This window comes from uncultured Planococcus sp., from assembly GCF_947501725.1.
GTDB lineage: Bacteria > Bacillota > Bacilli > Bacillales_A > Planococcaceae > Planococcus > Planococcus donghaensis_C.
This window is the reverse complement of sequence record NZ_CANMXD010000002.1, coordinates 202,443-217,021: the sequence shown is the minus strand read 5'-3', so window position 1 is coordinate 217,021 and position 14,579 is coordinate 202,443. Positions and strand designations below refer to the sequence as shown.

The 14,579-nt window shown below is 46.1% G+C and carries 13 protein-coding genes; 6 read left to right on the top strand and 7 right to left on the bottom strand.

Annotation, left to right across the window (positions count from 1 at the left end; genetic code table 11):
• Nucleotides 1–11: 11 nt before the first annotated feature.
• The 3 genes from Q0785_RS03335 to Q0785_RS03325 form a co-directional block, all read right to left on the bottom strand.
• The gene (locus tag Q0785_RS03335; protein WP_298825435.1) at nucleotides 12–722 is read right to left on the bottom strand and encodes an ABC transporter permease; all 711 of its coding nucleotides are present in this window, start codon (nucleotides 720–722) and stop codon (nucleotides 12–14) included.
• Nucleotides 719–1,564, bottom strand: a complete 846-nt coding sequence (locus Q0785_RS03330; RefSeq protein WP_290215325.1) for an ABC transporter ATP-binding protein — start codon at nucleotides 1,562–1,564, stop codon at nucleotides 719–721. Before Q0785_RS03330 ends, Q0785_RS03335 begins: the two co-directional genes overlap by 4 nt.
• 139 nt (nucleotides 1,565–1,703) lie before the next feature.
• On the bottom strand, nucleotides 1,704–2,639 hold the full coding sequence (locus Q0785_RS03325) for a LytTR family transcriptional regulator DNA-binding domain-containing protein (RefSeq protein WP_298825419.1): 936 nt from the start codon (nucleotides 2,637–2,639) through the stop codon (nucleotides 1,704–1,706).
• Between the two features lie 842 nt (nucleotides 2,640–3,481).
• Here Q0785_RS03325 and Q0785_RS03320 point away from each other — a divergent pair.
• Both Q0785_RS03320 and Q0785_RS03315 read left to right on the top strand, forming a co-directional pair.
• A complete protein-coding gene (locus Q0785_RS03320; protein ID WP_238943267.1) occupies nucleotides 3,482–4,390 on the top strand; it encodes a DNA/RNA non-specific endonuclease in 909 nt (302 codons plus the stop codon).
• A gap of 139 nt (nucleotides 4,391–4,529) precedes the next feature.
• Entirely contained in the window at nucleotides 4,530–5,171 is a 642-nt protein-coding gene (locus tag Q0785_RS03315; protein ID WP_298825416.1) for a peptidoglycan-binding protein, read from the top strand.
• Nucleotides 5,172–5,330: 159 nt separating this feature from the next.
• Here the strand turns inward: Q0785_RS03315 and glpK are convergent, their stop codons facing one another.
• The 3 genes from glpK to Q0785_RS03300 form a co-directional block, all read right to left on the bottom strand.
• Entirely contained in the window at nucleotides 5,331–6,854 is a 1,524-nt protein-coding gene (gene glpK / locus Q0785_RS03310; RefSeq protein WP_298825414.1) for a glycerol kinase GlpK, read from the bottom strand.
• 24 nt (nucleotides 6,855–6,878) lie between these two features.
• Entirely contained in the window at nucleotides 6,879–7,739 is an 861-nt protein-coding gene (locus tag Q0785_RS03305; RefSeq protein WP_298825413.1) for an MIP/aquaporin family protein, read from the bottom strand.
• Nucleotides 7,740–8,072: 333 nt separating this feature from the next.
• Nucleotides 8,073–8,915, bottom strand: a complete 843-nt coding sequence (locus Q0785_RS03300) for an aldo/keto reductase (RefSeq protein ID WP_298825411.1) — start codon at nucleotides 8,913–8,915, stop codon at nucleotides 8,073–8,075.
• 195 nt (nucleotides 8,916–9,110) lie between these two features.
• On the opposite strand from Q0785_RS03300, the gene Q0785_RS03295 reads away from it, so the two are divergent.
• The gene (locus Q0785_RS03295) at nucleotides 9,111–10,592 is read left to right on the top strand and encodes an amidase family protein (RefSeq protein ID WP_298825409.1); all 1,482 of its coding nucleotides are present in this window, start codon (nucleotides 9,111–9,113) and stop codon (nucleotides 10,590–10,592) included.
• A gap of 61 nt (nucleotides 10,593–10,653) precedes the next feature.
• Here the strand turns inward: Q0785_RS03295 and Q0785_RS03290 are convergent, their stop codons facing one another.
• Complete coding sequence (locus Q0785_RS03290; RefSeq protein ID WP_298825407.1) at nucleotides 10,654–11,412, bottom strand: polysaccharide deacetylase family protein; 759 nt, start codon at nucleotides 11,410–11,412, stop codon at nucleotides 10,654–10,656.
• 426 nt (nucleotides 11,413–11,838) lie between these two features.
• Between Q0785_RS03290 and Q0785_RS03285 the strand changes: the two genes are divergently transcribed.
• From Q0785_RS03285 to Q0785_RS03275, 3 genes are all read left to right on the top strand, one after another.
• Complete coding sequence (locus Q0785_RS03285; protein WP_298825405.1) at nucleotides 11,839–12,882, top strand: aromatic acid exporter family protein; 1,044 nt, start codon at nucleotides 11,839–11,841, stop codon at nucleotides 12,880–12,882.
• Between the two features lie 324 nt (nucleotides 12,883–13,206).
• Nucleotides 13,207–13,599: a hypothetical protein gene (locus Q0785_RS03280; protein ID WP_298825400.1), complete on the top strand. Its 393-nt coding sequence runs from the start codon at nucleotides 13,207–13,209 to the stop codon at nucleotides 13,597–13,599.
• Between the two features lie 25 nt (nucleotides 13,600–13,624).
• Entirely contained in the window at nucleotides 13,625–14,491 is an 867-nt protein-coding gene (locus Q0785_RS03275; protein WP_298825397.1) for an alpha/beta hydrolase, read from the top strand.
• Nucleotides 14,492–14,579 lie beyond the last annotated feature (88 nt).

Genomic DNA, 14,579 nt, shown 5'->3' with positions numbered 1-14,579 from the left:
TCTTCATTTCTTTAACGATCCATCAAACGTTTTTTATACAGGACAAACGAAATCACAGTCAACACAATCGCCCACATGGAAATAATAACCAAATTAATGATCAGTTCATTGGTCGTCGCTCCGATTTCCAAAGCATTCAGCAATTCACTCAATTGGCTGCTCGGTAAATAGCGCAGGACTTTCACAAACGGGTAATCTTCTTCAAATACCAAAGCGAATGGCCCCATGGTAAAGATGATCAATACCGGGAAAATCGAAAGGGACGCTTCAATCAAAGTTTTTGAATACAAACCGCAAATGGTCCCGACTGCCGTATAAAGCAGAATGGAAATGCCTATCGCCGCCACTAGCACCATCATATTCGATGTATCGTAACCGAAGGTGTACGTCGAAAGCGCCAGCACGGCCGCGGAAATGATGAATACCAATGCGCTTTTCCCAATCAGCACATCCAGCATAGAAGCCGGTGTCATCATCAGCGAACGCAGCGTGTTGCGTTCTTTCTCCTCAGCAATCAAACAAGCCTGGACAAAACTGGTGAGCATCGCCAACGAAAAGTTTATGACAAACGCATACATAGTGGCTTGTTCAGCACCATCTGAACGGTACATAAAGGCGAAAAGCAATGGGAATAAGATCATCACTGAAATTGCGTAGTTTCTGGAAAACTCTTTATAATCTTTGACTATTATGGCTTGGATCCGTTTCAATGACACGTTCATACCAATTCACTCCCTGTCAGTTTAATGAAAATATCGCCTAAACTTAGCTCATTTGTATAGATGCGATCAATTTGGCCTTGGCTCATCCAGTTGGCAACCTGGGTTGCCGAATTTTCGTTCATCGGCAACCGCTCGCTCTGGCCAGACGTCAATTCCACTGTCAGCGTGCCATCGCGATGGGTCTTTTTAAGTTCAGCGGGCGCACCGATTGCGCGGATTTCGCCTTTGTGTAAAATCGCTACCCGTTCACACAGCGTTTCCGCTTCGGTCATGTCATGTGTCGTCAAAAAGATAGTTGTGCCGTTTTCATTCAAATAGCGCAACCCTTTATGGATATGTGCTGTATTCACCGGATCCAGCGCAGACGTCGGTTCATCCAAGAACAGCATTTCTGGTTCGTGGATGATGGCACAGGCCAAGGTGACGCGTTGGCGCATCCCTTTTGACAGGACACTGATCCGCTTCTTGCGGTCGGCAGTCAAATTGACGAAATTGAGTACTTTATCAATGGATGATTTCGGCAAGTCGTACAAGCCGCGAAACAGTTCCAGGTTTTCCTCAATCGTTAGCCGTTCATATAATCCACTGTTATCGGTCAAAATGCCGAAGCGTCTTTTTTGATCGGTTTTTTGCATCAGTTTGGCTGGCTTATCCAGCACGGTTGCACTTCCACTTGTCGGATCCAGTTGTGCAGTCAAAATTTTCAGCAGGGTCGTTTTGCCGGAACCACTCGGCCCCAGGAAACCAAAAATCTCTCCTTTCGGAATATCAAATGAGACATCTTTTAATGCCGGTTTGCCAGCGAATGATTTTTGAATGTTTTGGACGGAAATTGTGTTCATGTGTTCCACTCCCTTTCGTTGATAGCATAAGCATATAAAGAAAAAGAGAAGAACACCTCCAAATCAGGCTAAAATGTACCCTATTCCGGCTGAACTGTACCCCGAAAGCGCCGGTTTGACCAATTATTTCCTGGGAAATTTAAATGTTCAGAAGCTTTTTCAACTCCACTAATTTAGTCCGTGACAGCGGCACGACCGAATCCTGGCCAGTTGTCAGGCGCAGGCTATAGCTGTTTTTCGTCCAAGTGATCAATTCCCGCACTTTTTGCAGATTGACGATATACGACCGGTGGCAACGGAAAAAGCCGTAATGCTGAAGACGCTCTTCCAACTCGGCCAAAGTCAGTGCGCAACTATAGGTTTCGCCTCCGACATGTACTACAGCCATACTGTTGATGCTTTCAATGTAATCAATTTCCGGAGGATTGAACAAAATAACTTTGTCGTTCTTTTTTGTCGGGATCTTTTGAACCTTGAATTCCGCTTCCTCAATCTCTTCCTGCACTGGCGGCTCACTGTCTGAATCAGCAAAATCCAGCTGATGCAGTCCGGCATTGTCCAAGCGGAAAATTTCATCGCAGCTGATGAGCGCATCTTCCAGATTGGATGTAAGGATAATGATTCGTTTTTCTGCTGAAAGCTCCTGCAGCAATCGTGCAAAGACGAGCCTCTCCTGTTCTTCCAGCTGGAAATACGGTTCTTCCAATACAATTGTTTGCTGATGTGCGTAATAAATGCGAAGCAATGACAAATAGATTTGTTTCGACGAAGGCAAATGGCTGATTTTCATCTTCCTTAAATCCTCCAGCTGAAACAGGCGGAGCATCGTGCCAACCGGTTTGTCATGTCCACTGATGTTTTTCATAAAACGCAGCAACTCTTCCACCGTAAGGCGCTTGTACTCTCCCTGCTGAACAAGCGACACGTACGTATCCGGCTGCTCAGCCAGTTCAGCCAGCAGGATTTTCTTGCGCTGAACATTCGTCTGAATGCCGATGACTTTCTGCTTTTGAAGGCCGACTTCTATGGATGGAATTATTTTTTGACCATTTACAACCACTGCTTGAATTTTCATAGCTGCCTCCCGCATGTAAAAAAGATATCGATTCTACCATTTATTGTATCGCTAAATAGGGCGAGTAGAACAGCCCATTTCAATTCAAAACATGCACCCAGTTTAATTAAGGACTGGGTGCATGTTTTGATGGTTCAGTATTCATGACTTCTTCTCTGATTCCTTCCAAATATAAATCCCTTCAATCCAAAATCTCCAAGCAATCTCTCCTATCAGTAATTTCCAGCTAACGTCACTTAATTTTCCGAGTTAAAACTATCCGGTTGCGTTAGTGTACTATTTCTGTTCCAACAACTTAAAAATAAAGAAACTCAAAGAGAACGTCGGGTTTTGTTAGAGCAAATTCAAGAATGAATTAATAAAACTAAATATTTCCAGACAGGAAATTATCATCCCCTAGTATTTACCTTCTGAATCGTGTTATATTCATCTTTGGAAAATAGCAATATAGATCTAGAAAGAGACAAATCAGGGGGACATATTAAATGGATGTGGTATTTGTTTTATTGATATTGGTTGCCTTATTGGCTTTCGCTGCGAGTATTGTTTTGCTGCTCGTCAGTGCTTTGTTCAAAAAAGGGTTAACTGTTAAGCAGGCTGGTCTTGCGGCTGCTCTTTCATTGGCAGTAATAATTGGTTCTGGCGTTGGAGTCGCCTTTACAGCAGACGAAGTCGATACGGCGGCTGGCGTCGAAAGTGAACAAATGGAAGCACAGAAAGAAAAAGAAGCTGAAGAACAACGCATCGCCCTGGAAGAAGCCGAGATCCAGGCTGCAGAAGAAAAGGAAGAAGCACGCCTGGCAGCTGAAAAAGAAGCCGAAGAAAAAGCGGCAGCTGAGGAGCTGGCGAAAGAGAAAGAAGCGCAGGAACTGGCAGCGAAGAAAGAAGCTGAAGAAAAAGCAGCGGCCGAGAAACTTGTGAAAGAGAAAGAAGCACAGGAACTGGCAGCGAAAAAGAAAAAAGCTGAAGAAGAAGCCCGGCAAAAAAATGAACTGTTCGCAGGATATAAACTGATTGAAGTGGATGGCGGCGATGTATCTGGATACCGTGAAGCCAACATCGTCGTTGACATTGGATACGGGGACCGTGAATATTGGGCCTTTACGAATGAACACGGGCAACTGGAGCGTGTCGTTGCTGACGAAATCATTGTACAGGACGACAGCAGCGAATCTGTCTTGTCGTCCGGCAGGTATTATTCGGATGAAGCAAAGGTTCCGGGCGTCGAAAGCGACGTTTTAGATGAAGGGCATGTCATCGCCGATTCTCTTGGAGGGGTATCGAATGCCTATAATATTACCCCCCAGGAAAGTACGCTCAACCGGCACGGTGATCAAGCTTATATGGAAGACAGTATCCGTGACGCAGGCGGAGCGACGAATTTTGAAGCCATCATCACCTATCCGGATACGGAAACGCAAATCCCTTCCAGTTATCAGTACAGCTATACGATAAAAGGAAACCAAGTCGTCGATGCATTTGACAACGTGAACCCGGATGAAGTAAACGCCTCACTCGGTTTAACAGACAGTGAGCCAGATGCTTCATTCAGTGCGGCCACAAACAGTGAACCTGCCGAGTCAGCCGCTGCAGACACAGGCGGAGATGTATCCAGCGTTGATACGAATGGCAATGGACAAGTGACGATCAAAGAAGCAAAAGCAGCCGGTTTTAGCATGCCCATCATGAGTGATCATTGGCTATATCCATACATGCGGGACAATGATCACGATGGAATGGTCGGAGAGTAAGTTTATATGAGAACAATGACGAAGCCAAAATTTTCACAGGGCACCAATAGATTTATTTCCTTAACGGACTGAATACTGGTTTTCTTTAAAAATAAACTGGGTACACAGGAGGCAAATACAAATTCTGGAGGAATCAGCCGTGAAGAAGAAATGGATTCCAACGTTGCTGGCATTTGGTTTATTGGTTGCCTCTCCCCTCACTTTCCAACCGGTGGAAGCTACAAATCATCCATCTGCAGTCACCGAAGATAAGCTGCCAGCCCGCCTTGCGAATTTAATGGACATCGCCCCGGAACATCAGTTTATTTTGCGCAACGGAAGTGAACGCATTGAAGTGGAACTTCTCCAGTGGACATTGGATCATTACGGACTCGAAACCGCGGTTGATGGCATCTTTGGGCCTCAAACAGAAAAAAACGTCCGCCAATATCAGGCAGATAAAGGCTTGAGAGTTGATGGCGTTGCCGGTACGAACACGTGGGCCGCACTGTACGGAGAACATGATAAACCTGCAGACCCAGAAGGAGAACTGCCCGCCGAACTCCGGAACTTAATGGATATTGCACCGGAGCATCAGTTTATCCTGCGTCAGGGAAGTGCACGCATTGAAGTGGAACTTCTCCAATGGACATTGAATGAATATGGACTAACAACAACGGTTGATGGAATCTTTGGACCCGAAACCAATAAGAACGTCCGCCAATACCAGACAGACAAAGGCTTGAAAGTCGACGGCATTGTCGGCACGAATACGTGGACGGCGTTATACGGGGAATATTAGAAAACCTTATTTTCGTAGCATCGCTTATATAAGAAATACGTTTAAAACTTAGGCACTGTGTGCTCCAACAAGAAATACCCATCCGGAAAATCGGATGGGCATTTTTCATTTAACATAGCACTTTATAGGTAACGCAAAACGACGTGAATACTCTAGCCGTTACAGGACAATCGGCGCTTTCTTCGCTTCTTGTTTGAATGTTCTTGTCGCCGCTACTGCTTGTGTCCAGCCATCGTATAGATGCTCGCTTTGTTCAGTTGGCATATCGCGTGTAAAGGTCTTGTCGATTTGCCATTGCTTGGCGATTTCTTCTTTGTCTTTCCAGAATCCAACTGCGAGTCCTGCTAGGTAAGCTGCACCCAGTGCTGTCGTTTCCTGGATGACGGGACGCTCAACCGGAACATCCAAAATGTCGCTTTGGAATTGCATCAGGAAATCATTTGATACCGCACCGCCGTCTACACGCAAGGTTTTCAATTCAATGCCGGCATCTTTGATCATGACATCCACGACATCTTTTGTCTGGTAGGCGAGAGATTCAAGTGTCGCCCGGATAAAATGCGCTTTCGTCGTGCCGCGCGTCAAGCCGAAAATTGCGCCGCGGGCATCCGTGTCCCAATAAGGGGTACCAAGGCCGACAAATGCCGGTACCATGTAGACGCCGTCCGTCGATTCGACTGACGTTGCATACGCTTCACTTTCCGGCGCACTATCCAGAATCTTCAAGCCATCACGCAGCCATTGAACGGCGGAACCCGCAACGAAGATACTGCCTTCTAACGCATATTCCACTTTGCCGTCAACACCCCAAGCCAAAGTCGTCAATAGGCCATGCTCAGAAACCACACCTTCTTCGCCGGTGTTCATCAGCATGAAGCACCCTGTTCCGTACGTATTTTTTGCCATCCCTTTTTCGAAGCATGCCTGCCCGAACAAAGCAGCCTGCTGATCCCCGGCGATACCTGCGATCGGCACTTCATGCCCGAAGAAATGGTAATCAACTGTATTGGCATAGACTTCAGAAGACTGGCGAACTTCCGGCAGCATGCTTTTCGGCACGGTCAGGATATCCAAAAGCTCCTGATCCCATTCCAAATCGTAGATATTGTACATTAAGGTACGCGAAGCGTTGCTGTAATCGGTGACATGGGTTTTTCCGCCCGACAACTTGTAGACGAGCCAGGAATCAACCGTCCCAAACATCAAATCGCCGTTGTCCGCTTTTTCGCGCGCCCCTTCCACATTGTCCAAAATCCATTTGACTTTCGTACCGGAAAAATAGGCATCAATCAGAAGGCCTGTTTTCTTGCGGAAGAGTTCTTCATGTCCTTGTTCCTTCAACTCTTTGCAGATGTCGCCTGTCTGGCGCGACTGCCAGACAATCGCTTTGTAAATCGGCTTTCCGGTGTTGCGATCCCAAACGACAGCTGTCTCACGCTGGTTCGTAATTCCGATTCCTGCAACCTCTCCTGGATCGACATCCGCTTTCCGTAATACACCCGCCATACAAGCTAAAACAGAAGTCCAGATTTCATTGGCGTCATGTTCCACCCAGCCCGGTTTCGGGAAAAATTGTTCAAACTCCTGCTGCGCTGTTTCAACAATTTCCCCTTTATGGTTAAACAATACCGCACGTGAACTTGTTGTTCCTTGGTCGATCGATAGTATATAATCTTTGCTCATTTTCTATTCCTCCTCGTATGTTTTTTATGGACGTGCTTTTGTCATTTCGCTGTCTTCCACTAAGTTCGCTTCAATTTCATTGGCCACTGTGTAGCCTTTCTTCAGTTCAGCATTCGCCGCTCCGAATAAAATTAACGCCATGATTGCACTGAGCCCCCAGAAGAGTAGGCTAAAGTCGCCTGTAAACATGGCCTTGTAGAAAACAGCTCCATAGATACCCCCGAAAATCGGCCCGACTACAGGAACCCAGGCATAGCTCCAGTCTGAACTGCCTTTGCCTGGAATCGGCAGCAAAGCATGTGCAATCCGGGGGCCGAGGTCACGCGCAGGGTTGATGGCATATCCTGTAGGACCGCCGAGCGACATGCCGATGGCAATGATCAATGCACCGACAATCAATGGATTCAAACCTTCCGTGAATTGGTTGGCACCGATGAACAGCAAGCCCATCACAAGAACGGCGGTTCCGATGATTTCACTCACCAAGTTCGAAAATGGGCTTCGCACAGCAGGTATCGTAGCGAACACACCCAGTTTTGCTCCTTGGTCTTCTGTGCGTTTCCAATGCGGCAAGTAATTTAAAAAGACGATAGCTGCCCCGATGATAGCCCCCAAAATCTGTGCTGCTATGTAAACCGGCACTTGCGCCCAAGGGAAATCGCCTACTGCTGCAAACCCAAGCGTCACCGCCGGATTTAAATGTGCTCCCGAAAAACCGCCTACTGCATAAACCCCCATCGTCACTGCCAATCCCCAAGCAATCGTAATGACTATCCAGCCGCTATTTTCGGCTTTGGAATCTTTCAATACCACCCCAGCGACTACACCCGCCCCAAAAATAATCAGGATCATGGTACCGATCACTTCTGCTAAAAACTCCGACATCCAATATCACTCCTTTTCTTTTTTAAAGTAAAAACCGTGCAGCCGGCCAATAAAAAAATTCGCACTCAATGAAAGTCCTCCTTGGTAGAAGTACTCATTGATGTGCGAATCTCTTGGGCTCCAACACAGCTCTTAACTTGTTATCTATAAGGTATACTTAAAAGAAAGCGCTGTCAATACCAATTTTAGAATTTTCAGGAAAATAGTAAGAAGTTGATTTATAAGTTGTTTTTAAGCTTTTGCTGATTGTTAGTTGACCTAATCGTATCTTTATAATCTGTTGAAAAGGGATTAAAAACACACACCGGGAATGATGTTCAGTCCCTGCTTAGATTAAAATTCTTCATGCGTAGCCGGATCCATATCAAACAGCCTGCCATCTGGACGGGTTAGTTGTGCAATCGCGCTCATTTCGGTTTCACTTAAGGCGAAATCAAAAATAGCCAGGTTTTCCCGCTGCCGCTGAGGAGATGTGGAGCGCGGAATCGAAACAGAGCCGATCTGGTATTGCCAGCGCAGTACAACCTGGGGGATGGTCTTATTGTGCGTATCGGCAATTTTGCGCATTGTTTCATTCGACAGAATATCTGCCGCTCTTGCAATTGGGCTCCACGATTGCGTTTGGATGCTGTGTTCCGCGTGCACTCTCCGCTGTTCTTCCTGATTAAAGAACGGATGCAATTCCACTTGGTTTATACTCGGCGTCACCCCCGTCTCCTGAATAATGCGCTCCAGGTGCTCAGGCAGGAAGTTGCTCACGCCGATCGACCGGACGAGCCCCCATTTCTTCGCATCAATCAATGCCTGCCACGCTTCTACGTAGAGGTCTTGATTCGGAAGCGGCCAGTGGATGACGTATAGATCAAAGTAATCCAAATTAGAGCGATACAGCGATTCCTGAATCGCAACCAATGCTTTTTCGTAACTATGATAACGCCCCGGCAGCTTGGACGTAACCCACAAATCTTCACTGGAAATGCCGCTGCGCTTGATGCCTTCACCCACCGCTCCTTCGTTCTCATAATTATATGCCGTGTCAATCAGCCGATAACCGGCATTGATCCCACTGCTGACTGCGTTCGCCCCTGCATTGCCCCACAGTCCATATGTACCGAGTCCCGTAACCGGCAACATTGTTCCGTCGTTCAAGGCCACTTCTGGTATTGCTTTTTCCATCTGCTTTCACTCCTCTCATTTCTATTTTCAGATTACTCTTACCTTACCTCAAACTCAAACTATTCGACCCTTGAGATCATGCTCCAATCTCCAATAGAATAGAATGGTCTCTGAATGAAATTTACACTTTATCTAAAATTAAGAATTGGTGTACACTTAAAGATATTTTCATTAATTATAGTTAGGAGCCCTCAGATGGAGACAACCTCATTCACATTAAACGAAGCGACAATCGAAGACATTCAACAGGCTTTTCAGGAAAACAGGCTGACTTCCGTGGAATTGGTGCAGGCCTACCTCGACCGCATCGAGACATTCGACCGGAATGGCCCGAGGATCAATTCCGTCTTAACCATCAATCCCGACGCACTGAAAATTGCAGCCCAGCTGGATGAGTTGCGTGGACAGGAAGGTCAGGGGCCGCTATACGGCATTCCCGTGTTGCTGAAAGACAATATCGAAACGGCAGACCCGATGCCGACGACAGCCGGCGCCATCGCCTTGGAACAGAATTTCGCCAAGCAGGATTCCTTTGTCGCTGCGCAGCTGCGGAATGCAGGTGCCATCATTCTCGGCAAAGTGAATCTGAGCGAATGGGCTTATTTCATGTCGAAAGAAGGCGTGAGCGGCTACAGTTCACTCGGCGGCCAAGTGCTGAACCCTTATGGAATCGATACCTTTAAAGCTGAGGATGTCGGCGGGTCGAGTTCAGGGACCGGTGCTGCCATCGCATCGAATTTCGCTGTTATCGGCGTCGGCACCGAAACTTCGGGATCGATTTTGAGCCCGGCGAGTGCCAACTCCATCGTCGGCATCAAGCCGACAGTCGGACTCGTCAGCCGCTCGCGCATCATCCCGATTTCCGAAAGCCAGGATACCGCAGGACCGATGGCGCGCACGGTTGCGGACGCCGCAATCCTGCTCGGCGCATTGACCGGTGTCGACGAACAGGATTCGGCGACACACGCGAGTGCCGGGCGAGCATTGGCCGATTACACACCGCACTTGAAAACAGACGGCTTGAAAGGCGCCCGCATCGGTGTCGACCTAACTTTCCTGAACAATGAAGAACCAGAAGAACGTGCCATCATGATGGATGCCATCGACCAAATGAAATCGCTCGGCGCCACCGTCGAAGAAGTGACGATTCCCCAGCAGTCATTCGAATCGGACGTGTTGTGGTATGAATTCAAGCGTGGCCTCAACGCGTATCTTGAAACCGTGCCTGAAGAGGTGTCGGTTAAATCACTGGCGGATGTCATCGCGTTCAATAAACAAGATCCCGAGCGCCGCATGAAATTCGGCCAGGAGGAACTGGAAAAATCACAGTCCTTAAGTGACGATCCGGCTGACCCGACGTACATGGAACACCGAGAAATCGATGTGCGCTGCTCCACTTCTGAAGGGCTCGATCTCGTCATGAACGAACACCAGCTGGATGCGCTGCTGTTCCAAAACAACCGCGGTGCCGCCAAGCCCGCAAGAGCGGGCTATCCATCCATCACGGTTCCTGCCGGCTACACCAGCAGCGGGCATCCCGTCGGTGTCACATTCAGCGCCCAGGCTTTCAGCGAACCGCGCTTAATCGAACTGGCCTACTCCTATGAACAAGCCACCCGAAAACGGCAGGCACCAGATCTTCATAAATTTGGTTCTTCAATGCTGCACAATTCGTAAAGCTGAATACATGTAAAAACAGCAGCTGGAGAGTCCCAGCTGCTGTTTTTTGTTCACACGATCAATGACCCGTCGCAAGTTTTCGCACAAAGTCATCTAAGGTATCACCGTTCAGGATCATGAATCGGGGAAGCTCATAGCGGTTGTCCTCGTCCGTACTTATGCCTCCCTCTATTGTGAATGCTCCTTTAAATCCAAGATTTTCAACGACTGCAAGTGTGTCGTCATTGTAAGCTCCATATGGATAAGCGAAAACATTGATCCTTTTGCCGGTAAGAGAATTGAGTGCCACCGACGCATCATAAATTTCGTCATATTGCTGGTCGTAGCTCAGTGCGTCGAGAGACGGATGACTGACTGTATGGTTTTGGATATCGATGCCATTCTTCATGACCGTTGTGATTTCTTCTGCAGTCATGCTCCATCTGTCGTTTACCCAATCAGAAACCACAAACTGAGTTGCTTTCAAATCGTATTTATCCAGGATTGGGTAGGCGTTCGGATAAAAATCGCTGGTACTGTCATCAAATGTAATCAGGATCGGTTTAGCCGGCATAGGCGCTTTTCCATCCAAAATTCTGAAGTATTGTCTGAGGGTCAATGAACGATAGCCGTTTTCCTTCAAATAAACCATTTGTTCCTCAAAATCTTCTACGCTGTACTGATAAAGGTTATTCGGATCGGGATTATGAGAAATAACATGATAATTCACGACGGGAATTTCAATGTCAGTTGATCTTTCAGCTGCGGACGGGTGAATGCTGAACCCCATTAAGATCAGGGAAACAAGAAACAGGGAAACTATCAGTAATTTTTTCACAAAAATCATCCTTTCCAATTTGATGTTGTTTTCACTGTAAATAGAGATAAACTTCCTTTTGCTTTGCCTCCTTTCCCACTCTCATCTGCAGACCTGTTCGGAGAAGTAAAAAGAATACAAACTACATTGAGTCTTTATGCGCGTTCATTATATCATCTTTAATAGGTGATTTAACGTTAAAAATGATAATTTTCTGATTTTTCTAATCAATTAAGTTAAAGAGCGTCTTGTGGAGGCACTGTGTCTGGAAAAATTTAATTGATTAAAGAAATGCACAAAGAAAAAATTTCCTCTTCAATAAAATCAACTGATTTTGAAAAGGGCTAGATTAGTGTTTATAGATGATAATTGCCTTGGAGTACCTATAGACAGGAATGATATACTGAATTACAGAAAAAATACTACATAAAAGAGTGGTGCTAACACATGAAGCGATCCTTCCAGGGCAGCCGAATTTTAAAAACAGGTATAGCGATCTTTATAACAGCCACTATTTGCTTATGGTTCGACTGGCCCCCTGTCTTTGCGGTCATCACGGCCATTGTGTCGATTGAGCCGACAGTCAGCGATTCGATTAAAAAGGGACTTGTACGGTTCCCGGCATCTGCGATCGGTTCGGCATTCGCTGTTCTGTTTATTACACTCTTCGGCAATGCCCCGATCACCTATACATTCGCTGCTGTTTTTACTATTTTAGTCTGTTATAAGCTTAATCTGCATGCCGGCCTGCTCGTTGCCACACTGACATCTGTCGCGATGGTCGAAGTCATCCATGATCACTTCCTGATCTCGTTTTTCATCCGACTCGGTACAACGACTGTTGGTTTGCTTGTGTCCGTCGCGGTAAACATGCTCGTTTTCCCGCCAAACTACCGGACAGAAATTCTAAAGAGCATTCAAAACATCAGTGAACGTGCAGGAACGATGCTGGAACACACCTTCCATACGATTCTCTTCGAGGGAGATGCGAACCTCCAGCAAGATAAGGATCTAGTGAAACGGCTAACGACGGAAATCAGAAAGACGGAGAAATTAATCCATTTCCACCGGGATGATTTCAGTTTATACCCCCGGGTCCGGAATCGGGAAGCCGAGCTTCGCATGGCGGAAAGGCAATTGCTGTTTTTGCATAACCTGGAATTCCATTTAAACGCGCTGCTCCGCATTCCGCTGCATAGCATTAAGTGGTCACCAGCTGAGCGGAATGTCATCATGCGTGCCGTTGCAGAGCTTGCGGACGACTTGCAGCATTCCAATGAATACGATCACGAAAAGCATCAGCACCAACTAAAAATCATCACCGACTTCTTTTGGGAAGACAGCAAAGGCATCTCGACAAGCGACGCCATGCACCCTACTCTATTTCCGCCAGAGTTCAAGATCCTTTACGAACTCATCACCATTTATGATTTGGTCGATAATTTCTTTGACCCGAATAGTGTGAAGGCTGCGCGGGAGGCGGAGAAGTGATTGATTTAAAAAAGGCCGTGCCGGAAACTGAATTGTTTCTGGTACGGCCTTTTTTTGTTGGCGGATAAACTGTGAGTTTTGCGAAATGAAAAAGCAAATTCCAGCTCGATAAAGAACTTGACTATATTAACGTTCCTCACTCCAATTTATTGAAAGCATATGTTACAATATAAACTGAATATTCAGATTTAAATATACTATATCTATTTGAGGGGAGGTTTTATATGCTCCTTATTCTTAAACCATTACATGAAACGATGACTTTACTAGCTTTGGAACTGGTGACAAAGAGGTGTTACTAAAAATATAAGGAGGAAATAACTTATGGCAGTCGCTAAAGAACAACAATGGGCAACTAGTTTTCAAGAAGTTAATGACACTAATGAAGAATTATCTGCGCATGGAAAGTTTTTCACTTGTACGTATTTATTGGACATGGAAACCAAAAAGATTCTTCTTCAAATGCACGCTGGAAAGGTTGAAAAAATCACAGTGGACCCAGGTCCTCTCGACTCGTATCAATTTGCCATCCGTGCCAGTGCAGATACATGGAAGAAATTCTCCATGCCTACACCACCTCCTATGTATCATGGGATTTGGGCAGCCAGCTTTCAAGGCGACATGAAACTTGAAGGAGATTTGATTGTGTTAATGCAAAATCTTCGTTGCATCACGACGCAGTTAGAGTTGCTTAGAGAAGTCGGATCACCAGTTTAAACTAAATCAAGAGGAGGAAATACTAGTGGCTAATTCGAAGATTTCACCAGTAACGGGTCGTTATGTCACCTTTGAAGTTGAAGGAGAAGAATACAGAGTCTTTTACTTAGAGAATGGAACGGGACAACCAATAGTATGCCAACACACAGCAGGATGCCACAATCATCAGTGGACAGGACTTCTTGAAGATGAAGAATTCACACAAAACTACCGTATTATTGCCTATGACCTGCCGCGTCATGGGAAATCAGATCCTCCGCTGAATAGTGAGTGGTGGAAGGAAGAATATAAACTAACTGCGGACTTTTTCACAAAATTCATCGTAGCCTTTTGCGATGCGCTTGAGCTGGAGAAACCGATTTTTATGGGATCATCTTTCGGAGGAAATGTAGCATTGCAGCTGGCTCTTCACTACCCAGATCGCTTTGAAGCCGTCATCCCCGTAGAAGCTGCTGATTATGCGCCTGGCTTTTATCTGGACTGGTGGCACCATCCACATGCAAACGCAGCACAAGTCTGCGCAAGTGGAGTATGGGATTTGATGGCTCCCCAATCGCCGGACAAATACCGCTGGGCCACATGGTTTTATTACACTCAAGGGTCTGAAGCATTCAAAGGAGACCTTTACTTCTATTCTGTCGATCATGACTTGCGTGGAAAACTTGACCAAATCCAAGGCGATAAAATCAAAGTCGTCATGATGACAGGAACGTACGACTACTTGACCACCCCTGAAGATGGAAAACGTACAGCTGATCAAATAAAAAATGCGAAATTCATTGAGATGACCGACATCGGACATTTCCCAATGAGTGAAAACCATGAAGTGTTCCGAAACTACTTAAAAGAAGCCCTGAGCTATATAGGGGAATCCACTACTTCAAAAGCTTAACAATGTGTTTTAAATGTCAGGTTCACACTCCCGTTACTCCTAATCACTTAAATGTGAAAAGAGCTTTCCATATAAAATAAAAATGCCG